The sequence below is a fragment of the Nocardiopsis oceani genome (assembly GCF_054777395.1).
In genome coordinates this window covers 38094-63124 of record NZ_BAAHAR010000024.1, presented here as the reverse complement: position 1 = coordinate 63124, position 25031 = coordinate 38094, and the positions used below count along the sequence as shown (strand labels likewise).

Here is a 25031-nt window from a genome sequence, read left to right as displayed (position 1 = left end):
GGGATGTCCGGCCAGTTCAGGACCCATGCCCGAGGCCGCAGAACCGGACCGGAAGTACCGACAGGACAGTCACTGAGGGGGAACCATGAAGGTCTCGATGCGGGTCCTCCCGATTGACCTCAACAACGGTTAAGCCGCCAGGATGCCGCCCATGGACACGAAGGCGCACACGCACAGCAACGACATCGAAGCGATCACGCACGTGGTCGCCACCATCGAGCACGCCCAGAACAACGAGCTGGCCGAAGAGTTCATCGCCCTCTTCAGGGACGACGCGATATGGACGACGGGCGGTGGAAGGCGCCTCTTCGGGCGCGAAGCGATCGCGGAGCACACCCGGAGGGCACTGCCCGGAAGCATGGGATACGGGTCGTCGGTCACGCTCGAGCTGGAGCACGTCCTGTTCCTCCGGCCCGACGTCGCCGCGGTCAAGGCACGCCAGCTCTCTCGCACGCCCGACGGTTCCGACCTGAGCGCTCCGCTGTGGGTCATGACCAAGGAGGACGGGCGGTGGCTCCTGAGCGCCGCGCAGAACACCGCGGTCTTCGACGGCGAGGAGGCACCGCTAGGCCGCGCCGCCCCTCGCGGGGACTGATGGTTCTGCCCCTTACCCTGGCTGCTCTTCGCGCGGAGGGCCCCGGGACGGGGCAGTCATTCAGCGCGAGAGCAGGGACCGGACGCGGTCGCCGAAGGCGGCCAAGGCGGCACGCAGGCGGCGCGTCCGGGAGGCGGTGCGCAAGCCCGGGCTGACCGGGACCGGGGCAGGGCCGGCGAGCGGGGCGGTGACGGAGAGCCCGTTCGGGCCGCGGCGGACGCTGGGGCGTACGACCGGTGCGTCCAGGGGCAGCCGGTACAGGACCTCGTGGTCCACGGTGTGCACGAGCACGAGCTCGGCATCCTCGTGGCGGACCGCCACCTGCCGGGGGTCGACACCCAGCGCGAATTCAATGTCGATCACGAGGTTCCCCCCGCGCCGACCGGCGTCGACCCTGGCCACGGGATCGGCGGAGAGCTGGGCCCACAGGGCCTCGCCGAACCCCGGGGCGAACCCCGCACCGACACCGTCGAAGACCTCCGACACTCGCATGATCGCACCACTTCCCTCATCCTTGAGTTCTCTTGACTCAAGTTTATTGAACCTATGAGAGATAGCAAGGATGTGTGGTCGGCCCCACCCCCGGCCCGTCCCACCCCGCCGACACGGTCACCCTTCCAACCGCTCCCCCGTCACCGGGGAGAACACGTGCACCTGACCGGGACGGACGCGCAGGTGCACCACCTGCCCGCTGCGCGGGGCGCGGTCCGGCGTCACCCGGACCACCAGGTCGCTGTCGGCCGGGTGCCCCGGGATACCGCCGTACAGATAGCAGTCGGCCCCCAGATGCTCGACCAACCCGATCTCCATAGGGAAGCCGTCGGCCTCACCCACCAGGTCCACCGCCTCCGGACGGAACCCCAGCAGAACCGTCTTTGCGCCCTCCCCCGCCAGGCTGGCCCGCTGGTCACCGCCCAGCGGCAGGTCGACGCCGCCCACCCGTACCGCCTCGCCGGCCAGCGGGAACTCCCGGAGGTTCATCGAGGGCGAGCCCATGAACCCGGCGACGAAGGCGTTGGCCGGGCGCTCGTACAGGCCCATGGGGGTGTCGCACTGCTGCAGCACCCCGTCCTTGAGCACGGCCACCCGGTCACCCATCGTCATGGCCTCCACTTGGTCGTGGGTGACGTAGACGGTGGTGATCCCCAGACGCCGTTGGAGGTCGGCGATCTGGGTGCGGGTGGACACGCGGAGTTTGGCGTCCAGGTTGGACAGGGGCTCGTCCATGAGGAACACCCGCGGCTCGCGCACGATCGCGCGGCCCATCGCCACGCGTTGCCGCTGACCACCGGAGAGCGCCTTGGGCCTGCGGTTCAGCAGCTTCCCCAGGTCGAGGAGCTCGGCGGCCTCCTGGACGCGGCGCTCGCGCTCCGCCTTGCCGACCTTGGCCATCTCCAGGGCGAAAGCCATGTTCTGCGCCACCGACATGTGCGGGTAGAGCGCGTACGACTGGAAGACCATGGCGATGTCGCGGTCCATGGGGCTCTTGTCGGTGACCTCGGTACCGCCGATGCGGATACTCCCCGAATCCACCTCCTCCAGCCCCGCGAGCATGCGCAGGGACGTGGACTTGCCGCACCCGGACGGCCCGACCAGGACGAGGAACTCCCCGTCCTCGATCTCCAGGCTCAGCTCGTCCACGGCGGGGGCGTCCGCACCCGGATAGAAATGGGTGGCCTTCTCGAAACTGACCGTTGCCACGGTTCGTCCCTCCTCTAGAGCTGCGGGTTGACCTGGAGCTTGCGGCCGCGGCCGGCCCGGAACGCCTCGACCGCCGCACCGAAGCCGGCGAGTTCGAAGGAGTCGGTGACCATGGCGTCGGCGTCCACGACCCCCTTGGCCATGAGGTCCACGGCCCGCCCGTAGCTGTGCAGGACGGCCATGCTGCCCACGACGGTGATCTCGTCGTTGTAGATGCGGAACGGCGAGAAGGTGGCGGTGTCTTCGGCCGGGGCCACACCGAACACCTGGAAGGTGCCGCCCCGGGCGACCCGGGTGAGGCCGTCCTCGATCGCCGCGACCACCCCGGTGCAGTCGATGACCACCTCCCAGTCGTCGCGGTCCAGGCCGTCGGCCCCGGTGGCCACGGCGTCCGCGGCCAGGGTCGCGGCGACGGCCAGCCGGTCGGTGTTGGGGTCCACCACGGACACGCTGGCGGCCCCGGCTGACCGGGCCAGCTGGGACATGAGCAACCCCATGGTCCCCGCGCCGTAGACCAGGTAGTGCCCGCCCACGCGGCCGGGCAGCAGGTCGAAGCCGTGCACGGCGCAGGAGAGGGGTTCGATGAGCGCCCCGTGCTCGAAGGGCATGGCATCGGGCATCCGGTAGCAGGAGGCGGCGGGCACCGGCACGAACTCGGCGGCGGCGCCGGGCCGGGTGACGCCCACAGCGTTCCACCGCTCGCACAAGTTGCCGCGCCCCACCAGGCACTTGGCGCACGCGCCGCAGAACAGGGAGGGGTCGACCGCCACACGGTCGTCCACGGCCAGCCCGGTGACCTCGGCCCCGAGCGCCACCACGGTCCCGGCGAACTCGTGGCCGGGGACGATCGGGTACGGGGTGGGTGCGAACTCCCCGTCGATGATGTGCAGATCGGTCCCGCACACGCCGACGGCGGACGGGGCGACGACCACGTCCTTGGGCCCGGGTTTGGGGTCGTCCGCCTCCTGGACGGAGAAACGGCCGGGTTCACTGACGACGAGTGCGCGCATTACTTCACGGCTCCTAGGGAGAGGCCTCGGACCAGCCAGCGTTGGGCGGCCCATCCGGCGAGGATCACGGGCAGGGCCGCCATGGTGGAGGCGGCCGAGAGTCGGGCCCAGTACAGGCCCTCGCCGCTGATGAAGCCGACGAGGAAGACCGGGACGGTGGAAGCCTGGCTGGCGGTGAGGTTGACCGCGAAGAAGAACTCGTTCCAGGCGAAGATGAAGCAGATGAGGGCGGTGGCGGCCAGTCCGGGCGCGATCATCGGCAGGATGACCCGCCGCATCTCGGTGAACCGGTGCGCGCCGTCCATCCGGGCGGCCTCGAGGACCTCCTTGGGCAGCTCGACCAGGAACGAACGGATCATCCACACCGCGATCGGCAGGTTCATCGCCGTGTACACGAGCGTGAGCGTCCGCACGTCGTCCAGGGCACCCAGGTTCTGGGCGATGACGTACAGGGGCAGGATCATCGCGACCGGCGGCAGCAGCTTGGTGGACAGGAAGAAGAACAGCGAGTCCCGCCACTTGGGGATGCGCAGCAGGGACAGGGCGTAGGCGGCCGGCAGGCCCAGGACGACGGCCAGGACCGTGGAGAGCACGGAGGCCTGGAGGGAGTTCAGCAGGTAAGGGACGAAGTCGCGCCCGATGATCGCCGAGTACTGGTCCAGTGTCGGCAGGAAGAGGAACGTGGGCGGGCTGGTGGAAGCCTGCGACTCCTGTTTGAAGCCGGTGAGGAACATCCATAGCACCGGGAAGAAGAACACGAGCCCCACGAGCCAGGCGAGGATCCCCAGACCAGGGCGCGCGGGGCGGCGCCGGCGGCGGCGCGGTCGAGGGCTCGGGCCGGTGGCGGTCGCGGCGGGCCGCCCCGTCGGAGCTGCGGTCACGCGTGTCACGACTCCTCCTCGAACAGGCTGGAGACCACTCGCAGGGCGAACATGGCGATGATCAGCGTCGCGGCGACCACGATCACGCCCGCCGCCGCGGCCTCTCCGACGTCGAAGGCCCGGAAGGCCTGCAGGTAGATGAAGTAGGGCAGGTTGGTGGTCGACTGGCCCGGCCCGCCCTGCGTGATCATGAAGATCGCGTCGAAGGTCTGGACGATGTAGATGGTGCCGAGCAGGAGCGCCAGCTCCACGAAGCGGCGCAGGTGCGGGAAGGTGATCCGGCGGAAGACCGCGAAGGGCCCGGCCCCGTCGACCCGCGCCGCCTCCAGTACCTCCGGGGACTGGCTCTGCAGGCCCGCGAGCATGATGAGCATCATGAACGGGGTCCACTGCCAGGTCAGCACCATGACGATGGACAGCAGCGGGAAGTCGTTGACCCAGTCGGCCTGGACCCCGAACGGTGAGAGCACCCAGTTGATGAGGCCGTACACCGGGTGGTACATCGAGGTCTTCCACAGCAGGGCGGCGGCGACCGGCATGACCAGGAACGGTGTGATCATCAGGGTCCGGACGACCCCCCGGCCGAGGAAGGCCCGGTCGAGGAGCAGGGCCAGCGCCAGACCGAGAACCAGTGAGGCCAGGACGGCGCCGACGGTGAGCAGGACCGTGTTCGTGACGGCGTTGCGGAACAGCGGGTCGCCGAGGACACTGCCGTAGTTGGACCACCCGGCGAAGGCGTCGGTGCCGGGGCGCAGCAGGTTGCTGTCCTGGAAGCTGTAGTAGATCGTGAACAGGAACGGGATCTGCGTCATCGCGATGACGAACAGCAGTCCCGGTAGGAGCGGGCTGCGCCGGACCCACCGCTGGGCCCGGGTCAGGTCCCGTGGTCGGGGCCCGCGCCGCGCCGTGTCCGGCGCGCTCTGAGCGGTCATGGCTTCCTCGGTGGTACTCGAAGGTGGAGTGCTCGAAGGCGTGGAATGCGGTACCGGTGCCGGGCCCGGGCGCGGAACCCGGCACCGGTGGTTCCTCAGTCGCGGTAGCCGCCGGACTCGGCCGTCTCGTCCGCGTACTCCTGGGACTTGGCGAGCGCCTCCTCGACGGTCTGCTGGCCGGCGATGGCCGCGGAGATCTCCTGGGAGACCCGGGTGCCCAGGTCCTGGAACTCGGGGATGGACACGTACTGCACCCCGGTCCACGGCTGCGGGTGCACGCCGGGCTGCTCCACGTCGACGTTGTCGATGGCGTCGTAGGTGGGCATCGCGAAGGCCTCGGCCGCCTCCTGGTACTCGGGGATGCCGTAGGTGGAGACGCGGGCGCCGGGCGGGACGCGCTCCCAGCCCAGCTCCTCGCCGACGAGCTGGTGGTACTCCTTCGAGGTGGCCCAGGAGACGAACTCCCACGCGGCCTCGGGGTCTTCGGAGGTGGCGGGGATCGACAGCGCCCAGGCCCACAGCCAGCCCGCGTGATCGGTCTCCATGGTCGGCGCGGCGACGTAGCCGATCTCGCCGACGACGCTGCTGGACTCGGGGTCCTCCAGGCTGCCCCCGGCGACGGTGGAGTCGTAGAACATGGCGGCGTCGCCCTGCGCCATGGTGGTGAGGCACTCGGTGAAGCCGGCGTTGGGCGCGCCCGACTGACCGTGGTCGCGCACGATGTCGACGTAGGTCTCCACGGCCTCCTGCACCTCGGGCGAGTCCAGGTGCGCGGTCCAGTCCTCGTCGTACCACTGGCCGCCGTAGGTGAGGATCACGGAGTTGAGCGGGGCCAGGATCTCGCCCCAGCCGGGGACGCCGCGCAGGCAGATACCGGCGGTTTCATCGTCGTCGAGTTCGGCGGCGAACTCGGTGACGTCCTCCCAGGTCGGGTTCTCGGGCATCTCCAGGCCCGCCTCGTCGAACAGGTCCTGCCGGTACATGAGGAACGAGGACTCACCGTAGAAGGGCGCCCCGAACATCTCGTCCTCGTAGGACAGTGCCGACCGGACGGTGGGGATGATGTCGTCGATGTCGTAGGCATCGTCGGAGGCGAACTCGTCGAGGCTGAGGATCCAGTCGTTCTCCGCCCAGATCGGTACCTCGTAGGTGCCGACGGTGACGACGTCGTACTGGCCGCTCTGGGTGGCGATGTCCTGGGTGACGCGGTCGCGCAGCTGATTCTCGGGGAGGACCACGAACTCGACCGTGATGTCGGGGTGCTCGTCCTCGAACTCCTCCGCGAGGGCCTCGATGTCCTCCATCTGGGGGTTGGCGACCGTGGCGATGGTGACGACCCGGTCCTCGTCGGCGCCGGTGCCCCCGGCTCCCGCGCAGGCGGTCGCGATCAGGACCAGACCGGTGGCTGCTGCCGCCAGCGGAACCCCTCTGGCCGTAGTGGTGAACATGTCTTCCTCCTGGGGGGATTTCGCAGGGCCGGGACCGGGAGACGATGCGTCTGCGCACGCCCCCGGCCTCCCGCGGACACCTTTTGCTCATATGAGCGGACATCGATACACATGAGCGCCGTCCGGATCATTTAAGTTGTGACAGGTGTCACCGGTCAACCCGTGGTGCAATAATGGGCAATACTCCGCTCATATGAGCGAAACGTCTGGAGGGCGTAGATGAAGCACGCGTTCCGGCCAGCGGAACTGATCCGCGCCACCGCGGTGGCCCGCAGGTACTACCTCGCGGGGGACTCCAAGATCCGTATTGCCGAGGACTTCGGGATCAGCCGTTTCAAGGTCGCGCGCATCCTCGACGACGCCCGCGAAGCCGGGATCGTCCGCATAGAGATCGCCGAACCGACCGAGGTGGACACCGACCTCTCCCACCAACTGAGCACCGCCTACGGCCTCGAACAGGCGGTCGCGGTCGCCCACACCGGGGAAGGCGAGTCCCTGCACCGCAGCCTGGGACGCATCGCGGCCGAGTACCTCACCGAGATCGTCCAAGAGGACGACACCCTGGGCCTGGCCTGCTCCCGTACCCTCAACGCGATGACCCTCGCGCTGGGCGAACTCCCCCGGTGCACGGTCGTCCAGCTCACCGGCGTCCTGCCAGGCGGCGTGGAGGAGAACTCCGTCGAACTGGTCCGCCGCGTAGCCAGCCTCGCCCGCGGCCCCGCCTACCCCATCTACGCCCCGCTCGTGGTCTCCGACCCCGGCACCGCCCGCGCGCTGCGCGCCCAACCCCAGGTGGCCGACGCCATGCAGCACTACGGCGGACTCGACAAGGCCGTCGTCGCCATCGGCTCCTGGTCACCCACCCTGTCCCTGGTCCGCGACGCCCTCACCCCGGCGGAGGGCGAAGCCCTCGAACGCGAAGGAGTCCAGGCCGAGGTGTGTGCCCGCACTGTGGACGTGCACGGCGCCCCCATCGCCCCGGAACTCACGTCGCGGATCATCGCCATCACGCTGGAACAGCTCCGCGCCGTCCCCGAAGTCATCGCCGTGGCCGGCGGCGCGGGCAAGACCCGGGCCATCCACTCCGTCCTCAAGACCGGGGTGGTTTCCTCGCTGGTCACCGACACAAAGACGGCCCGAAACCTCATCGAGTCGGCGGGAACGTAATCTCGACGACAGCTTCGCCCCCTCACCCACACGGAGCAGACATGGCACTGGTTGCCGGAATCGACAGTTCGACGCAGTCCTGCAAGATCGTGGTCTGCGACGCCACGACCGGGAAGGTGGTGCGCGAGGGCCGCGCGCCGCACCCCGACGGCACCGAGACCGACCCGGCCCACTGGTGGTCGGCACTGACCACGGCCGCCTCCGGACTGCTCGACGACGTGTCGGCCGTCTCCGTGGCCGGGCAGCAGCACGGCATGGTCGTGATCGACGAGGACGGCGAGGTCGTCCGGCCCGCCCTCCTGTGGAACGACGCCCGCTCCGCCGGAGCCGCGCACGACCTCGTCACCGAGCTCGGCGGCCCAGGAGCCTGGGCGGAAGCGGTGGGCAACGTGCCCGTGGCCAGCCTCACCGTGACCAAGCTGCGCTGGCTCGCCGAACACGAACCCGACAACGCCGCGCGCGTGCGCGGAGTCATGCTCCCCCACGACTGGCTGACCTGGCGGCTGGGCGGCGCCCGCGGTGAGCCGACCACGGACCGGGGCGACGCCTCGGGCACCGGCTACTGGTCACCCGCAGACGGCGCCTACCGCACCGACCTGCTCGTCCGGGGCTTCGGCCGCGAAATCGACGTGCCGCGCGTGGCCGAACCGGCCGAGGCCGTGGGCCACACCCCCGAGGGCGCCGTGATCGCCCCGGGCACCGGAGACAACATGGGCGCCGCCCTGGGCCTGGGTCTGCGCCCCGGCGACGTCGTCGTCTCGCTCGGCACCAGCGGAACCGTGTTCGCCGCGCACGACCGGGCCACCCACGACCCCACCGGGACCATCTGCGGGTTCGCCGACGCGACCGGCCGCTTCCTGCCCCTGGCCTGCACCCTGAACGCCGCCCGCGTGCTCAGTGCCACCGCCGCGATGCTGGACACCGGACTGGCTGGCCTGGACGCGCTCGCCCTGCGCGCGGAGCCGGGTTCGGAAGGGCTCGTCCTCCTGCCCTACCTGGACGGGGAACGCACCCCCGAGCTTCCGGAGGCCACGGGGTCCCTGCACGGCATGCGCCGCGACAACATGCGGCCGGAGAACGTCGCCCGCGCGGCCGTGGAGGGCATGCTGTGCGGCCTGGCCGACGGCCTGTCCACCCTCGCCGAGCACGGTGTCCCGGTGGAGCGCGTCCTGTTGGTCGGCGGCGGGGCCCGGTCGGCCGCCGTGCGCGCCATCGCCCCCATCGTCCTGGGGGCGCCGGTCGTGGTTCCGCCCGTGGCCGAGTACGTGGCCATCGGCGCCGCCCGCCAAGCCGCCTGGACCCTCGCCGGAACCCCCGATCCCCCGGCCTGGACCCTGGGAACCCCCGAGGAGGAGTCCACCCACGCCACCGACGTGGGCACCCGGGTCCGCGAGCGCTACGCCGAGATCCGCCGCGCCGCCCACGGTCTCTGAACCGGTTCCCCGACCGCCGGTGGCGGGTGGAGGCGTATCCCCGCCACCCGCGCCGGCACCGGCGTCCGGGCCCCTGCGCTGGGCATTTTCCTACCCGCAGCCCTCCGAATTCAGACCCTCTTCACCCGCGCCCGGGCCAGTTGTGGAATTTCGTTCACAAAGACACGGAGGCCCCCGAGTTACCACCGAAACATAACGCGCTTACCTGCACTTATCACCTTCTTACATGGACTCCTGAAACGAGTTTCCGCCAGGCATGGACGCCCCATCGCACGACTCCTAGTATGCCTCCAGCGCCAGCCGGAAGATCCCCCGGAAATCTTCCGGCCAAATGGCGCAACAGGGAAAAGGAGTCCTCATGAAATCCAGACGTGCAGCGCTCTGGGTGGGAGTCGCGGCAGCCGCCGCGATCACCCTGCCGCTGACGACCGGCGCCATCTCCTCCGACCGGTCGACGTCGACCCCCATCGCGACCAACGTCGCCGAAGCCGTGCAGCAGCCCCCCGTCGACTTCCAGCTGCCGTTCGAGTGCGGGCAGGAATGGCGCCTGGACACCTGGGCGCACGCGCCCGCCCTGGACATGGTGCGCGAGCCGGACCAGCACGGCACCGAGGGGGCTCCCCTCCTCGCTGCGGCCGAGGGCACCGTCAACCTGGCCTTCTGGCATGACAACGCCGGGAACGTCGTGCAGATCGACCACGGTTCCGACTACTTCACCACCTACATCCACCTGGAGTCGATGGACGTCGACGTCGGGGACACCGTCTCTCAGGGCGAACGGATCGGGGCCGTAGGCAGGACCGGCGAGGGTGCCAACGACCACCCGCACCTGCACTTCGAGCTCGGCTTCGACGCCAACGGGGACGGGGAGGCCAGCTGGGGCACGGAAGACTCCGAGCGGGTCAATCCGTGGTTGGACGGTGAGGAGTACGGCCAGGGCGACAACCAGACCTGGCGCGACGTCGCCAGCGCCAACTGCTAGGCCCGGTGCTCTCAGTGTCGTTTCCCCGGAAAGGGCTCCGTTCGCCTGACTGTTCGCCTGACCGGTCCCCGTTCCCAATTCCGTTGTCTTAGAGCCTGGTGACAAGGGGGGCTTGGTTACCCTGCCCTTGGTGTGTACCGCTTTCCGCGCGGGTGGGGAGTCCGCGCGGTTGGGAGAGTCCGCGCGGGTGGGAGAGTCCGCGCGGGTGGGAGAGTCCGCGCAGGTGGGAGAGTCCGCGCAGGTGGGAGAGTCCGCGCAGGTGGGAGAGTCCGCGCAGGTGGGAGAGTCCGCGCGGGCTGGGGTTCCCTGCGGGTGCGAGGTTGCCCCGTTTCCTGCCGCTTGATGGTGGCCGTCTCCGCTGCGCGCCTCAAGGTCGTCGCCATCGAGCGCTTCGCGCGTCATTGGCGCTCCACCTTGACCCGCTTCACTGCGACGGCGGGTCGGCGGCAGTCAGGAAACGGGGGGCGTGTGGTCGGGGTGGCGACGGGACCGGCCTTCGGCCGGGAACTGTCCCCGGCCTTCGGCCGGGTCCGGCCGTGGCCGGCCGGATTCCTTCCCGTAGGTCTGGTTGCGTCGGCAGGCGCGTCGCAATCCAGTGACCGGTGGGCGACGAAGGACCCGATCAGGCCGGGCGGGTGGCTGGGCGCGTCCCACCGGTCTGGCGGCTCGGTGGTGGGTGGCCCATACGGGTGCGGGTGGTGCCGGTGAACCGGTCGGGTGTGGGTTCCAGGGCATCGAACCCCCCTGCTGGAGTCATTTTGGGCGCCGAGATTGCCTCCAGGGAGGGGGCTCACCGGCCCCGGGTGCTTCTGGGCGGGGGCTCGGCGCCCCGGGTGCCTCCACCGGGGGTAGCGGCTGCCCCCGGGGCAGCCCCGCTGTCCGAAACTGGCCCGGCGAAGATGACCGCTGCTTCCGAAACCGGTTCATCCCCGATGATCTTGCCCCCAGCTCCACCCTCGACGGCCGAGGGTGGAGCTGGGAGCAAGATCATCGTTGGAAAGAGGGCCCAGGCCTGACCGAAAGACCGGTGGGACGCGCCCAGCCACCCGCCCGGCCTGATCGGGTCCTTCGTCGCCGGCTGGTCACTGGATTGCGACGCGCTGGCCGATGAAGCCAGACGGACGGGCAGGAATCCGGCCGGCCACGGCCGGAGGGCCGGGGCACCCGGCCCGGCCGGGCGAAGCCCGGCCCACCGGGCCGCAGGCCCGGGCCCGAAGGGCCCCTTCAGGCCCCGACCACACGCCCCCGTTTCCTGACTGCCGCCGACCCGCCGTCGCAGCGAAGCGGGTCAAGGTGGAGCGCCTGCGATAGCGCGCCAGCGCTTCGACGGCGACGACCTTGAGGCGCGCAGCGGAGACGGCCACCATCAAGCGGCAGGAAACGGGGCAACCACCCGCACCAGACCACAGACCCAAACCCCAGCGAACCCCACACCCCCACGGGCAACGCCCACCGAGACAACCCCCGAGCCCTGAGCCCCGAACCCCGAGACAACGATGTTGGTCCCCGTTCCCGACCAGGTTGACCGAACCCGGACCGCACGTCTCCGCGCGGGCGCCACCCAACAACTGGGCGATTTCCATGCCACGATCGCCCCCACGGGGTCAGGATTCGGCCGGTCCGCGCCACTTCTTCTCGAGGAATGCGTCGATGTCGTAGGGCATGAGGTTGAGTGGCGGGCCCGGGGCGGGGCTGGAGTTCATCTCGCGGATCTTCTTGTTGAGGCCCTCCAGGAGCTCGCGCACCCGTTTCTCGGTCCTGGCCCCGCTGGCCTCCTCGAGGGTGTCCTCGGCCTCCTTGCGCAGCCGCAGGGTGGGCGGCAGCAGCGAGACGCTCTCGCTCTTGAGCTTCCGCTTGATCCACCAGTTCTCGTCGTAGGGCCGGTCGATGTCGGCGATCGGCTTGCCCTCGCCGGGGAGGTCGTCGAACTCCCCCCGTTCCCTGGCCTGCCGAATCTGGGTGTCGATCCACGACTCGAAACCCGTACCGGGTGGTTTGCGCTCTGTCATCGAACCGTCTCCTCGGGGTTCAGTCAGCGGACACGCACGGGAGGGGGCAAGGCCCTGTCTCCATGATGCACTGGGCCCCTCGGAATCCCGCGTGGCCCCCGGATCCGGGATCCGGCTCCTCTAGCGTGGAGGCGAAGCAACCCCACCCCTCGCGGGGACACACGGAACGGTGAGCATGCACGACACCCACCTGCGCCAGCTCGGCACCTCCGACCTGCAGGTCAGCCCGCTGAACCTGGGCGGCAACGTCTTCGGCTGGACGGCCGACGAGGACACCTCCTTCGCGATCCTGGACGCGTACCGGGAGAGCGGCGGCAACTTCATCGACACCGCCGACTCCTACTCGGCCTGGGTCGAGGGCCACACCGGCGGCGAGTCCGAGCGGGTCATCGGGCGCTGGCTGGCCTCGCGCGGGCACGGCGACACGGTCATCGCCACCAAGGTGAGCCAGCACCCGGACTTCAAGGGCCTGTCCGCCAGCAACGTCAAGGCCGCCGCCGAAGCCTCCCTGCAGCGGCTCGGCCTGGAGACCGTGGACCTCTACTACGCCCACTTCGACGACGCCGAAACTCCCATCACCGAGAGCGCCGAAGCCTTCTCCGGCCTGGTCGACGAGGGCAAGATCCGGTACGCGGGCCTGTCCAACCACAGCCCCGAGCGCATCCGCGAGTGGGTGTCGGCCTGCGACGAGAACGGCTGGCACCGCCCCGTGTGCGTACAGCCGCAGTACAACCTCGTCGAGCGCGGGACCGAGCGGGACCTGGTGCCGCTGGCCCGGGAAGAAGGCCTTGCCCTACTGCCCTACTTCGGGCTGGCCCGCGGCTTCCTCACCGGCAAATACCGACCGGGCAGCACCGCCGACAACAGCCCCCGCGCGGCGAAGGCCCGCGCTTACCTGGACCACCCGCGCGGTGAACGGGTGCTGGCCGCCCTGGACGCGATCGCCGCCGAGCGCTCGGCGGAGCTGTCCACGGTGGCACTGGCCTGGCTCGTAGCGCGCCCCGGTGTGGCCTCGGTGCTCTCCAGCGCCCGCGACCTGGACCAGCTCAAGGGCCTCCTGGCCCTGAACGAACTGCGGTTGAGCCCCGAGGAGACCGCCCGCTTGGACGGGGCCTCGGCCTGACCCCGTACTGATCGGCCCCGGCCGACGCGGGGCGAGCCGTGCGTGCTCACCCCGCGTCGGACAGCAGTTCCTTGACCAGCGCGCCGACCTGGTCGGTCTCGATGAGAAAACCGTCGTGGCCGTGCGGGGAGTCGATCACCCGGGCCGTGCCGGGAACCGGTAGGTGTCTGGCAATCTCCTCCTGTTGCGCGAGCGGGTACAGGTGGTCGCTGGTCACCCCGGCGACGATCGTCCTCTCCGGCATCGCGCCGAGCGCGGCCGCGGATCCACCGCGGCCACGACCGATATCGTGCCCGTTCATCGCCTCGGTGAGCACTGTGTAGCTGGCCGGGTCGAAGCGGCGGGCCAGCTTCCACGCATGGTGGTCGAGGTAGGACTCCACCGCGTACCGCACCTCGGCGGCTGGGTCCTCGCCTTCCTGCGCGGAACGGCCGAAGCGCGCGTCGAACTCCCCCGCGCCCCGGTAGGTGATGTGCGCGATCCGGCGCGCAACCCCCAAGCCGCTCACGGGCGCGCGCGAAGTGGAATGGTAGTCGCCGCCGAACCAGTCGGGGTCCGCTCGGATGGCGTGCAGCTGCGGTGCGGCCCAGGCAATCTGCCAGGCGGTTGTGGCCGCCGGACAGGCCAGGATGAGGGCCCGGCCGACCCGGTCGGGGAAGGTGAGCGCCCACTCCAGTGCCCGCATCCCACCCATGGACCCGCCGACCACCGCCGCCCAGGAACCTACTCCCAGCGTGTCGGCGAGCGCCTCCTCTGCCCGCACGGTGTCGCGCACGGTGATCCGGGGGAACCTGCTCCCCCACGGCCGCCTGTCTGGCGCGGGAGAGGACGGACCGGTGCTGCCCTGGCAACCGCCCAGGATGTTGGGGGCCACCACGCAGTAACGGTCGGTGTCCAGGGCCAGCCCGGGACCGATCAGCCCCTCCCACCAGCCGGGGCTGGGATGCCCCGGACCGGCCGGGCCGGTGAGGTGGGCGTCGCCGGTGAGGGCGTGCAGGACCAGGACCGCGTTGGTGGCGCCGGGGTTGAGCCGCCCCCAGGTCTGATAGGCCAGGCGCACGCCGGGCAGGTGTTCCCCGGACTCCAGTTCCACGGGCCGATCCAGGTGGACCCATAGGCGCTCGCCGACCGGGTCGCCCTCTCGCCAACCTCCGAAGGTCGGACCCAGGCCATGCCCGGGGCCCTGACCTGGGACGGAAGGGCGGTGACCGTCGGTCACTGGTGCTCCTTGGCCGCACGGAAGCCGAGCTCGAGGTCGGACCGGAGGTCGTCGACGTGTTCCAAGCCGACCGCTAGGCGGACCAGCCCCGGGGTGATTCCGGACGCGGCCTGCTCGTCGTCCGCGAGCTGGCTGTGGGTGGTGCTGGCCGGGTGCACGATGAGGCTGCGGACGTCGCCGATGTTGACGAGCTGGCTGAAGAGTTCGGTGCCGTCCACGAAGGCCCGACCGGCGTCCACCCCGCCGCGCAGCTCGAAGGAGAGGACGGCGCCCGCGCCCTTGGGCAGGTATTTCCGGGCCCGGTCGTAGGAAGGGCTGGAGGCCAGGCCCGCGTAGTGGACCCGCTCGACCTCGTCGCGGGACTCCAGCCACTCGGCCAGGGCCTGGGTGTTCTCGACGTGGCGTTCGATTCGCAGGGACAGCGTCTCGATGCCCTGGAGGATCAGGAACGAGTTGAACGGGGCGATGGCCGCACCGGTGTCGCGCAGCAGCTGAACCCTCAGTTTGGCGGCGTAGGCGCCCGGACCGAGCGCCTCCCAGTACTTGAGGCCGTGGTAACTGGCGTCGGGCTCGACGAAACCGGGGAAGCGGTCGCCGTGGGCCCCGAAGTCGAAGGTGCCCGCGTCGACGACTGCCCCGGCCACGGTGGTGCCGTGGCCGCCGAGGTACTTAGTGGCCGAGTGCACGACGATGTCGGCGCCGTGGTCGATGGGGCGCAGGAGGTAGGGGGTGGGCACGGTGTTGTCCACGATCAGCGGGACCCCGGCCCCGTGCGCGGTGTCAGCGACGGTGCGCACGTCCAGGACGTTGCCGCCGGGGTTGGCGAGGGTCTCGGCGAAATAGAGCTTGGTCTCCGGACGGGTGGCGGCCTTCCACGCCTCCGGGTCGTCCTGGTCCTCGACGAAGGACACCTGGATACCCAGCTTGGGCAGCGTGTGCTGGAAGAGGTTGTACGTGCCGCCGTAGAGCAGGGGGCTGGCGACCAGGTGGTCTCCGGCGCCGACCAGGTTGAGGATCGCGGCGGTGGTCGCGGCCGATCCGGAGGCGAAGGCGACCGAGCCGACCCCGCCCTCCAGAGCGGTCAGGCGCTGCTCGAACACGTCCTGAGTGGGGTTGCCGATACGCGTGTAGATGTTGCCGGGCTCGGCGAGGCTGAACAGGTCAGCACCGTGCTGGCTGTCCCGGAAGACGTACGAGGTCGTCTGGTAGATCGGCGTGGCCCGCGCGTTGGTGGTGGGGTCTGGCTCGGCCCCGGCGTGGATCTGCTGGGTCTCGAAGGACCAAGACTGCTCCGGGGTAGTGTCGGTGCTCAAGGAAGGCCTCCCACAGATAAATCAGACCGAAAAGGTAGGAAATACCTGCGAGGTTAACACCTTGCGACCGGGTCCGGCCAGCGGGTCAGCGAGAACGGTCAGAGCAAATCCGCGCTCACCCCCATGACGGGAAGGGCTGCGAACGGCGCGCCCTCAACGCCCCGCTATCCCGGCGGGGGCGGCGGACACACCCTCTTCCGCGGACAGTGCGTCGGGGCCGAGCGCCTGCCCGGCTTCAAACTCCCTCTCGAACCCGCTCTCCCCCAGGTCCGCGCGGATGCGCTCGGCGATCCGGTCCACGTCGCCGCGCTCGGCCTCCGGCAGCGGCGTCCCCACCGACTGCCGGGCCGCCGCGGCGGCGCCCAGCAGGCGCGCGGCGGCTCCGTTCCGGCCGCTGAGCGCCCGCGCCCCGGCGAGCCCTTCCAGCCCGAGGGCGACCGCGCGGGCGTCCCCGGTCCTCCGAGCCGCGGCGAGCCCCTCCGCGTGCGTCCGCAGCGCCTCCTCGGCATCACCCCGCAGCTCGGCGACGAAGCCGAGCTCGGCCAGGGCCAGAGCGGCCCCGGGCAGCCAGTCGACCCGCAGCGACCACGCGGCCATCTCCCGGACGAGCTCCTCTGCCTCGCCGAGGCGGCCCCTGCGCCGGGCGGTGAGCGCGAGCCCCATCTGGGCGTACTGCAGGTTGGCGATGTCGCCGTGCCCCCGGAGCAGTTCCAGTGCCCGGCCGTGCAAGTCGTCCGCGCGGTCGAAGTCACCCTCCAACAGGGCGATCCGGCCGAGCCCGGCCAGCGCCCCGGCGACCTCCACCCACAGCTCCAGCTTCTCGGCGGCGGCCAGGGCGGACTCGCGCAGGAGGGTGGCGTCGGCGTAGTCGCCGCGCGCCTCGGAGAGGACGGCCAAGGTGATCTGGGCGCTCATCCTCCCCCAGGCGTCGCCCGCCCCCTCGAACAGGTCGAGCGCCTCCTGCGCCTGCCGTTCGGAGAGGTCCAGCTCACCGCGGCCCAGTGCGTGTGAGGACTGGGCCACCAGGGCAGCGGCCAGCCCCCAGGTGTCGTCGCGCGCGCGGAAAGTCTCCAGGGCCTCTTGCACCAGATCCTCGCTGACGCTCTGGTCACCCCGGCTCTGGAGCACGAACCCGAGCATCCACGCCGCTCGCGCGCGTTCGAGGGGGATGTCCGCCGCAGCGGTGTCCTCCGGCCCGTCGGAATCCGCCAGCCCGTCGAAGGCACTGAGGGCGGCGCGCGCCCTCCCGACGTGGTCGTCCCGGGTACCGGTGAGGATCGTGAACACCACGACCACCGCCCCGGTCGTCACAGAAAGCACGGGCAGGTCGTCGGCGCCGGTGACGCCCTGGGCGCGGGTGAGGGCCCGGTAACCCTCCCAGTACCTGCCGCGCAGGTACCAGTACCAGGCCAGCGCTCCGGCCAGGCGCAGCGCTGGTTCGGCCGCACCACGGCGGACGGCGTCGTCGAGGGCGGCGTGCAGGTTCGCCCATTCGGCGTCCTGGCGCCACAGGCCCTGCCCTTGGTCGTCGCCGAAGAGGGTGGTCTGTGAGCGTTCGGCCAGGTCGGTGTAGTGGAGGGTGTGCCGGTACTGGAGGTCGTCGGCCTCACCGGCCTCGTGCAGGCGCTGGCAGGCGTACTCGGCGATGGACTCCAGTAGGTGGAAGCGGCGGCCGGTGCGCGGGTCGTCGGCGGCGACCACAAGCGAGCGGTCGACGAGCCTGACGAGCAGGTCGAGGATCTCCTCCGCGGCCAGCTGTTGCCCGGCGAAGCCTCCCCCGCCGGGGCTCTCTGTCCCCTCCGCGTCGGCTCCGGCCCCGTCGGAGCACACCGCCTCGGCGGTTTCGGCGGTCCAGCCCCCGGTGAACACGGACAGGCGCCGCAGTAGGACCCGCTCGTCCTTCTCCAGCAGGTCCCAGCTCCAGTCGATCATCGCGCGGAGGGTGCGCTGGCGCAGCGGCAGGTGGCGCTGTGCGGTCGCCAGGAGGCGGAAGCGGTCGTCCAGCCGTCTCAGGACACCGTCGACACCGAGCGTGCGCACGCGGGTGGCGGCGAGTTCGAGAGCGAGCGGGATGCCGTCCAGGCGCCGGGTGAGCAGGGCGATGTCGGCGGCGTTTTCGTCGGTGAGCTCGAAGCCGGGCGCGGAGGCGGCGGCACGGGCGACGAAGAGCTGGACCGCGCTCGAGTGGCGGACGTGTGCGGGTCCGGCGTCGGCGGGTGGTACCGGGAGCGGGTCGACGGCGTGGAGGACCTCCCCCCGCACACCGAGGGGTTCGCGGCTGGTGGCCAGGATCCGGAGCCGGGGTAGGCGGGAGAGGAGGGCCGTGACCAGGTCCGCCACCGGGGCGGTGACCTGCTCGCAGTTGTCGAGGACCAGGAGGGTCTCCTGGTCGGCCAGGACGTGCACCAGGATGTCGAGGGTCTCGCATGCGCTGTCGTCGCGGACGCCGAGAACGCGGGCGAGGGCCTCGGCGGGGTCGGGGACTCCCGGGGCCGATGCCGCTACGGGATCGCTTCCGGGCTGGTGGCGCTGGGTGGCGTACTCGACCATGTGGACGCCGTCGGCGAGGACCTCGTCGAGTTCGTGGGCCAGGGCAGTGGCCAGGCGCGTCTTGCCTACCCCGCCGAAGCCGGTGAGGGTGACCAGGCGTTCGGTGTCCAGGAGGGAACGGACCCCGCGCACCTCGTCCTCGCGGCCGAGGAGGCCGGTGAGGGGAAGGGGCAAGCGCGGCCGCGGCGGCCGTTCCTCCTCGCGAGCAGGGGCGGGTTCGGTCCCACAGCCGGACCCGTACCCGGGTGCGGGGGCAGGTTCCCTCAGGGGTTCCTGGCGCAGGATCCGGCCGTGCAGCTCCGCCACCTCGGCCCCGGGATCAACGCCCAGCTCCTCCCGCAGGCGTTCGGCGAGCGCGGTGTGCGCGGCCAGGGCATCGGCCTGGCGGCCGTCCTCGTACAGGGCGCGCATGTGGGCGGCGACCAGGCGTTCGCGCAGGGGGTGTGCCGTGACGAGTTCGCGCAGCACGTCGGCGACCTGCCGGTGCTCGCCGAGTTCCAGGCGTGCGAAGGCGTGTTCCTCCACCGCCGCCAGGCGTTCCTCCTCCAGGCGGGTGCGGGCGGGTTGGACGAACTCCTCGTCGGCGAGGTCGGCCAAGGCGGGGCCGCGCCACAGGTCGAGGGCTCCGGCGAGCAGTTCGGCCCGGGTGCGCGGATCGTCGGCGTCGCGGGCGGACCCCACCAGGGTGTGGAAGCGTCCGGCGTCCACGGCCTCGGACGGGACGTCGAGCAGGTATCCGGGTGAGCGGAACCGGATGAGCGCTTTGGCTCCGGGTTCTGCCTCCTCCAGCGCCCGGCGCAACGCCCACACCTTGCGCTGCAGGGCGCGTTCGGGGCTGCGCGGGTGTGCCTCGGCGCCCCACACGTCCTCGACCAAGCGGTCCACGGAGACGGGGCGGCCCCGGCTCAGGACGAGGTCGGCGAGCAGGGCGCGGACCTTGTGTTCGGGGACCGCGACGGAGGTGCCGCCGGGGGTCCAGGCGGCGACCGGGCCGAGCACACCGAAGCGCATGCCCTCACCGTACCGAGTGCGGGCACTGGGCGGGCCGAGTGCGGAGGACGGGCGGGGTGGGTGCGCACCGAGTGCGACACGAGTGTGTACCGAGTGCGGGTGGTCCGAGTCTGGGACCAGCACCGCAGAAGTACACCGCAAGAAGAGGAGTGATCCCCGTGAGCCGCAGCGCGAGCGACAGCAGCGCACCCGTCCGTCTGGCCCTGATCGTCGGCAGCACCCGCGAGGGCAGGTTCGGCCCGACCGTCGCACGCTGGTTCCTCCGGACGGCCCGCGAGTACCCGGGCGTCGAGGTGGAGGTGGTCGACCTCGCCGAGACCGAACTGCCGGACCGCATGGTGGAGGACTCTCCGCTGCCCGAGGCGGTCGAGGAGCTCTCGCCGCGGCTGGCCGCCGCCGACGGCTTCGTCGTGGTCACACCCGAGTACAACCGCAGCTTCCCGGCCCCGCTCAAGACCGCGATCGACTGGTTCCACGACGAGTGGGCCGCCAAGCCGGTCGGTTTCGTGTCCTACGGCGGGGTCTCCGGCGGCATGCACGCCGTCCAGCAGCTGCGGACGGTCTTCGCCGAGCTCCGGGCCACGTCGGTCCGCGACAACGTCTGCTTCCCCAACTTCTGGGACGGGTTCGACGCGGAGGGCGGCTGGCCCAAGGATGCCAAGGCCAGCGCCGAGGCGGCCAACGACATGCTCGACCAGCTCAGCTGGTGGGCGCGCGCCCTGCGCAACCACCGCGCGGCCGAGCCCGAGCACGCCTGATCCCGGCACTCCCCCCCATTGCCCGCCCCGAACCCGAGGGTCCGCCGACCCGAGCGAGGAAACCATGTCCACCACACAGGCACCGAATCCACCGCGCGCGGGACGCACCGCCTGGTTCGGTCTGGCGATCCTGACGCTGCCTATCTTCATGATGGCCAACGACGTCTCCGTCCTCTTCCTGGCGCTGCCCGCGATCGGCGCGGACCTGCAACCCTCGGCCACCCAGTCCCTGTGGATCCTGCACGTGGGCGAGCTGCTCGGCGCGGGCCTGGTGCTCACGATGGGGCGGCTGGGCGACCGGGTCGGGCGGCGGCGCCTGCTGCTGATCGGACTGACCGCCTACGCCGCAGCCTCCACAATGGCCGCGTTCTCGCCCAACCCCGAGACCCTCGTCGCGGCTCGGGCTCTGATCGGTGTGTCCGTGGCGGCCATCTCCCCGTCCACGCTGTCGCTGCTGCGGCAGATGTTCCCCGACCCCAAGCAGTTCTCCACGGCGGTGGCGCTCAACCTGAGCGCTTTCTCGGTCGGTATGGCGCTGGGTCCGCCGATCGGCGGACTGCTGCTGGAGTTCTTCTGGTGGGGTTCGCTGTTCCTCATCAACGTCCCGGTGGCCCTGCTGGCCTTGGTCACCCTGCCGTTCCTGCTGCCGGAGTTCCGTGATCCGGACGCGGGCCGCCCAGACGTGCTCAGTGTGCTGCTGTCCACGGTGGCACTGGTCGCGCTGGTCTACGGGCTGCAGGAGCTGGCCGCCCAAGGCGCGCGGCCCCTGCTGCTGGCCGCGGTGGTACTCGGTTCGGCACTGCTGTGGCTGTTCCTACGGCGCCAGCGGCGGTTGGACGACCCCCTGATGGATCTGGGCATGTTCACCCGGCGGGTGTTCGCGCTGGCGGTGTCCATGGGAATGCTGATGCTGCTGTTCACCGCCGGCACCGACCTGTTCCTGGTGCAGTACCTGCAGTCGGTCCTGGGGATCTCCCCGGGGCTGGTGGGGCTGTTGCTGACCATCCCCGCGGTGGCAGCGTTCGCGGCCACGATGGTCACCCCGGTGCTCATCCGGTTCCTGCCCACCGGCGCGGTGGTCGGCGGCGGAATGCTGCTCGGGGTAGTCGGCATGGTGACCATCGCGATGGCGTCGGGGACCGGCACGGTGTGGGCCCTGGTGCTCGGGACCACGGTGGTCTCGATCGGCGGCGGCCCGGTGATGACGCTCGGCAGCCAGCTGGCCATTTCCAGCGTGCCGATGGAGCGCGCCGGATCGGCCTCGGCAGTCAACGACGTGACCACGGGTATGGGCCAGACGCTGTCCCTGGCGCTGATGGGCAGCTTGGGGTTGGCGGTGTACCGGATCGGCCTGGGCGGTTCCCTGCCCGAGGGGGTGCCCGAGCAGACCGGCGAGGCCGCCGGGAACAGTATCGGCGCGGCGGTCGCGATCTCCGAGGACCTGGGCGGTTCCACCGGGGCCGCGCTGCGCGAGGCTGCCGGTACCGCCTTCGGGCAGGGGCTCCAGGTCACTGCCGGGGTCGGAGCGGCGCTGCTGTTCGCGGCGGCGGTCACCATGATGGTCCTGCTCCGGGGGCACCGGGCCGACCAGCCCCAGGACACGGGCGAGGCACCGCCGGAGCACACCGCGGGGCCGATGGGTTGAGGACTCCGGTCCCCGGGAAGCGGCTCCGGGAGCGGTGCCGGCGGCGGCACGGGTGGGACGGTCCTTCCGTGCCGCCCCCGCGTACGGGAAGGTTCTTGAGTGCGGGGAGGTTGGGGAGGAAGGTGTAGGGATCGGGGGACGCCCTATAATCCCCACACCCGCGGTCATGACCGACCGGCACACCGACATCCAGATACCGTCATCACGCCACTACTCAGGCCTGTCATCACACGGGGGACGACACCAGATGAGCACCGACTTTCCCGACGGCCCGGGCGGGGAGCCCGGCTCCTTCGACGAGTTCCTGGCGCGCTTCCTCAGCGGATCCCGCGGACCCGTCCGACGCGTCGACCTCTCCAAACTGATGAGCCCCGAAGCCCGGCAGGTCGCCGACGCCGCCGTCCGGCGCACCCTGGAGAGCGGCGGCAGCGACGTCGACGCGATCCACCTGCTCTGGTCGCTGCTGCGCTACCCGGCCGTCCGCGAACTCCTCGGACGCACCGACGGCGACCTCAAGCCGCTGGAGGACGTCGTCGACCAGGCGGTCTCCCAGGCTCCCCGCGCGGTGCGCGGCGGTTCGGCCCGGCTTACGCCCTCCGCCAAGCGCGCCTTCCTCGACGCCCTCCAGATCGCCCGCGCCACCGGCAGTTCCAGCATCACGCCCGAGCACCTGCTCTTCGCGCTGGCCGTCAACCCCGACGCGCCGGTGGGTCAGCTCCTGCGCGACTCCGGCATCACGCCGCAGGCCCTGCAGAAGGCGGCCGGTCCGGCGCCCGCCGGGGAGCAGAGCGAGCCGGAGCCGTCGAACACCCCGCAGCTGGACGAGTTCGGCACCGACATGACCGCGCTCGCCCGGGAGGGGCGCCTGGACCCGGTGGTCGGCCGTGAGGCGGAGGTGGAGCAGTGCATCGAGGTGCTGGCTCGGCGCCGCAAGAACAACCCGGTGCTCATCGGCGACCCCGGTGTGGGCAAGACCGCGATCGTGGAGGGTATCGCCCAGCGCATCTTCGACGACGACGTGCCCGAGACCCTGCGCGGCCGTCGGCTGGTCCAGCTGGACCTGTCCGGGGTCGTGGCGGGCACCCGTTACCGGGGTGACTTCGAGGAGCGGCTCAACGCGATCGTCGACGAGATCCGCGCGCACTCGGACCACCTGCTCATCTTCATCGACGAGATCCACACCTTGGTCGGGGCGGGCGCCTCCGAGGGGTCGACCAGCGCGGGCAACATGCTCAAGCCCGCGCTGGCCCGCGGGGAGCTGCACATCATCGGCGCGACCACCGTCGACGAGTACCGCAAGAACGTCGAGAAGGACGCCGCCCTCGAACGGCGGTTCCAGCCGATCCAGGTACCCGAGCCCTCCGTTGAGGACACCGTGGACATCCTGCGGGGGCTCCAGGACCGCTACGAGGCCCACCACCAGGTGCGCTTCAGCGACGAGAGCCTGGTCTCCGCGGCCGAGCTGTCCGACCGCTACGTCACCGACCGGTTCCTGCCGGACAAGGCGATCGACCTCGTCGACCAGGCCGGGGCGAGGGTCCGGCTGCGCCTGCGCTCGTCCAGCTCCGGGTTGCGCGAGCTGGAGACGAAGCTCAAGGGCCTGGAGGAGGAGAAGGAGAAGGCGGTCCAGGAGGAGGAGTACGAGAAAGCCTCCCGGCTGCGCGACGAGATCAACTCCGCCAAGGGCAGCGTGCACCAGGCGCGCGGTACCGGCTCGGCCGTTCCCGAGGTCGGCGCGGCCGACATCGCCGAAGTTGTCTCCCGCAGCACCGGGATCCCGGTCAAGCAGCTGACCCAGGAGGAGCGGGAGCGGCTGGTCAACCTGGAGGAGGTGCTGCACGACCGGGTGATCGGCCAGGACGAGGCGGTCACCGCCGTCTCCGAGGCCATCCGCCGCAACCGCGCCGGTCTCGGCGACCCCGACCGTCCGGTGGGCAGCTTCCTCTTCCTCGGGCCGACCGGTGTCGGCAAGACCGAGCTCGCGCGGGCGCTCGCGGAGTCGCTGTTCGGCTCCGAGGAGGCCATGGTCCGGATCGACATGAGCGAGTTCCAGGAGCGGCACACGGCGAGCCGCCTCACCGGTGCGCCTCCCGGCTTCGTGGGCTACGAGGAGGCCGGTCAGCTCACCGAGGCGGTCCGCCGGCACCCCTACTCCGTCATGCTGCTCGACGAGGTCGAGAAGGCCCACCCGGAGGTGTTCAACCTGCTGCTCCAGCTCCTGGACGACGGCAGGCTCACCGACGGCCAGGGCCGCACCGTGGACTTCCGGAACACGGTGATCATCATGACGAGCAACCTGGGTTCGGAGGCCCTCACCGGCGGCGGCCCCATGGGGTTCAGCGCCGACGGCGGCATGGACCCCGACACCGAACGCCGCGTGATGCGCAGGCTGCGCGAGGAGTTCCGCCCGGAGTTCCTCAACCGCATCGACGAGGTCATCGTCTTCCACCAGCTGGGTGAGGAGGAGATCGGCCAGATCACCCGCCTGATGCTGGAGCAGACCGAACAGCGCCTGAAGGCCCAGAACATCCAGGTGCGGTTCACCGACGAGGCCGTGAGGTGGCTGTCCCGGCGCGGCTACCAGCCGGAGTTCGGCGCGCGGCCGCTGGCCAGGACCATCCAGCGCAACGTGGGCAACCGGCTGTCGAGGATGGTGCTCGACAACCAGGTGGTCTCCGGGGACCACCTGGTGGTGGACGTGGACGGTGACGAGCAGCTGACCATCTCCACCGTGCCGTCGTACTGAACTGGAGGAACATACCGGCCCGCGGTCAAGGTGACGGGCTCGGAGGGGCACCCTCCGGGCCCGTCCCGTTGCGGCCGTTCGCGACTCGGGTGTCCCAGGGGTGGTCAGGCGTCCCGGGGATGGTCGCGGTCCTCTGAGGAGACGTAGTCACCGCGGACGAGCCCGATGGCGGGCGGGATCAGGGTCAAGGAGCCCAGCACCACGACCACCACCCCCAGGATCGGGAAGACCTCTCCCCGGACATGGTTGTAGAAAGCAACTCCCATCAGGATCAGGACCCCGGTGGAGCGCACGGCCAGCGTGGTGGCCAGACGTTTCCTGGTGGGTTTCGCGGGTTCGGAGGAAACCACTGCGCACGACCTCACTCCTGGGACGGCCAGGGGGCGCGCGTTTCGGGGACGGCAGGCCCATCCTGGCCCGGGCTTGCGGGACGGGTGCCCGGCAGCCGAGGGACTACCCGTGCGGCCCCGCGACGAAACGCGCGCGGTTGATCGGCCCGAACACGGAC

At 70.9% G+C, this 25031-nt stretch carries 19 protein-coding genes; 8 read left to right on the top strand and 11 right to left on the bottom strand.

From position 1 onward, the window contains the following. Nucleotides 1-151: 151 nt before the first annotated feature. Nucleotides 152-595 carry an SgcJ/EcaC family oxidoreductase gene (locus ACYVDG_RS15800; RefSeq protein ID WP_460752294.1) on the top strand — a complete coding sequence of 148 codons (444 nt, stop codon included), beginning with the start codon at nt 152-154 and terminating at the stop codon, nt 593-595. A 60-nt stretch (nt 596-655) separates the two neighbouring features. Here the strand turns inward: ACYVDG_RS15800 and ACYVDG_RS15795 are convergent, their stop codons facing one another. The 6 genes from ACYVDG_RS15795 to ACYVDG_RS15770 form a co-directional block, all read right to left on the bottom strand. After that, nucleotides 656-1087 (bottom strand): hypothetical protein, encoded by a 432-nt coding sequence (locus tag ACYVDG_RS15795; protein WP_460752291.1) that lies wholly within the window; start codon nt 1085-1087, stop codon nt 656-658. Between the two features lie 117 nt (nt 1088-1204). After that, on the bottom strand, nt 1205-2296 hold the full coding sequence (locus ACYVDG_RS15790; protein ID WP_460752288.1) for an ABC transporter ATP-binding protein: 1092 nt from the start codon (nt 2294-2296) through the stop codon (nt 1205-1207). 14 nt (nt 2297-2310) lie between these two features. Next, the gene (locus ACYVDG_RS15785) at nt 2311-3306 is read right to left on the bottom strand and encodes a zinc-dependent alcohol dehydrogenase family protein (RefSeq protein ID WP_460752285.1); all 996 of its coding nucleotides are present in this window, start codon (nt 3304-3306) and stop codon (nt 2311-2313) included. After that, on the bottom strand, nt 3306-4187 hold the full coding sequence (locus ACYVDG_RS15780; protein ID WP_460752483.1) for a carbohydrate ABC transporter permease: 882 nt from the start codon (nt 4185-4187) through the stop codon (nt 3306-3308). The genes ACYVDG_RS15785 and ACYVDG_RS15780 overlap by 1 nt, the downstream gene beginning before the upstream one ends. A gap of 5 nt (nt 4188-4192) precedes the next feature. Next, entirely contained in the window at nt 4193-5119 is a 927-nt protein-coding gene (locus tag ACYVDG_RS15775; protein ID WP_460752280.1) for a carbohydrate ABC transporter permease, read from the bottom strand. A gap of 95 nt (nt 5120-5214) precedes the next feature. Beyond that, nucleotides 5215-6567: an ABC transporter substrate-binding protein gene (locus ACYVDG_RS15770; RefSeq protein ID WP_460752277.1), complete on the bottom strand. Its 1353-nt coding sequence runs from the start codon at nt 6565-6567 to the stop codon at nt 5215-5217. Nucleotides 6568-6786: 219 nt separating this feature from the next. On the opposite strand from ACYVDG_RS15770, the gene ACYVDG_RS15765 reads away from it, so the two are divergent. From ACYVDG_RS15765 to ACYVDG_RS15755, 3 genes are all read left to right on the top strand, one after another. Then, nucleotides 6787-7734, top strand: coding sequence for a sugar-binding transcriptional regulator (locus tag ACYVDG_RS15765; protein WP_460752274.1), 948 nt, complete (start codon nt 6787-6789; stop codon nt 7732-7734). Nucleotides 7735-7775: 41 nt separating this feature from the next. Next, nucleotides 7776-9167: a xylulokinase gene (gene xylB, locus ACYVDG_RS15760; protein WP_460752271.1), complete on the top strand. Its 1392-nt coding sequence runs from the start codon at nt 7776-7778 to the stop codon at nt 9165-9167. Between the two features lie 358 nt (nt 9168-9525). Beyond that, nucleotides 9526-10149 carry a M23 family metallopeptidase gene (locus ACYVDG_RS15755; protein ID WP_460752267.1) on the top strand — a complete coding sequence of 208 codons (624 nt, stop codon included), beginning with the start codon at nt 9526-9528 and terminating at the stop codon, nt 10147-10149. A gap of 1604 nt (nt 10150-11753) precedes the next feature. On the opposite strand, the gene ACYVDG_RS15750 is transcribed toward ACYVDG_RS15755, so the two are convergent. Further along, nucleotides 11754-12158, bottom strand: coding sequence for a DnaJ family domain-containing protein (locus tag ACYVDG_RS15750; protein WP_460752264.1), 405 nt, complete (start codon nt 12156-12158; stop codon nt 11754-11756). A 175-nt stretch (nt 12159-12333) separates the two neighbouring features. Between ACYVDG_RS15750 and ACYVDG_RS15745 the strand changes: the two genes are divergently transcribed. Beyond that, a complete protein-coding gene (locus tag ACYVDG_RS15745) occupies nt 12334-13281 on the top strand; it encodes an aldo/keto reductase (protein WP_460752260.1) in 948 nt (315 codons plus the stop codon). A 46-nt stretch (nt 13282-13327) separates the two neighbouring features. Here ACYVDG_RS15745 and metX read toward each other — a convergent pair whose 3' ends face one another. From metX to ACYVDG_RS15730, 3 genes are all read right to left on the bottom strand, one after another. After that, the gene (metX, locus tag ACYVDG_RS15740) at nt 13328-14449 is read right to left on the bottom strand and encodes a homoserine O-acetyltransferase MetX (RefSeq protein ID WP_460752480.1); all 1122 of its coding nucleotides are present in this window, start codon (nt 14447-14449) and stop codon (nt 13328-13330) included. A gap of 47 nt (nt 14450-14496) precedes the next feature. Then, entirely contained in the window at nt 14497-15813 is a 1317-nt protein-coding gene (locus tag ACYVDG_RS15735) for a bifunctional o-acetylhomoserine/o-acetylserine sulfhydrylase (RefSeq protein WP_460752256.1), read from the bottom strand. Between the two features lie 153 nt (nt 15814-15966). Continuing rightward, nucleotides 15967-19374 (bottom strand): BTAD domain-containing putative transcriptional regulator, encoded by a 3408-nt coding sequence (locus tag ACYVDG_RS15730; RefSeq protein ID WP_460752253.1) that lies wholly within the window; start codon nt 19372-19374, stop codon nt 15967-15969. Nucleotides 19375-19523: 149 nt separating this feature from the next. Between ACYVDG_RS15730 and ACYVDG_RS15725 the strand changes: the two genes are divergently transcribed. The 3 genes from ACYVDG_RS15725 to ACYVDG_RS15715 all read left to right on the top strand — a co-directional run bounded on the left by ACYVDG_RS15725 (nt 19524) and on the right by ACYVDG_RS15715 (nt 24523). Beyond that, the gene (locus ACYVDG_RS15725; protein ID WP_460752250.1) at nt 19524-20132 is read left to right on the top strand and encodes an NADPH-dependent FMN reductase; all 609 of its coding nucleotides are present in this window, start codon (nt 19524-19526) and stop codon (nt 20130-20132) included. A gap of 64 nt (nt 20133-20196) precedes the next feature. Further along, entirely contained in the window at nt 20197-21777 is a 1581-nt protein-coding gene (locus ACYVDG_RS15720) for an MFS transporter (protein WP_460752246.1), read from the top strand. A 247-nt stretch (nt 21778-22024) separates the two neighbouring features. Then, on the top strand, nt 22025-24523 hold the full coding sequence (locus ACYVDG_RS15715; RefSeq protein ID WP_460752242.1) for an ATP-dependent Clp protease ATP-binding subunit: 2499 nt from the start codon (nt 22025-22027) through the stop codon (nt 24521-24523). 104 nt (nt 24524-24627) lie between these two features. Here the strand turns inward: ACYVDG_RS15715 and ACYVDG_RS15710 are convergent, their stop codons facing one another. Beyond that, on the bottom strand, nt 24628-24873 hold the full coding sequence (locus tag ACYVDG_RS15710; protein ID WP_460752237.1) for a hypothetical protein: 246 nt from the start codon (nt 24871-24873) through the stop codon (nt 24628-24630). Between the last annotated feature and the right edge of the window lie 158 nt (nt 24874-25031).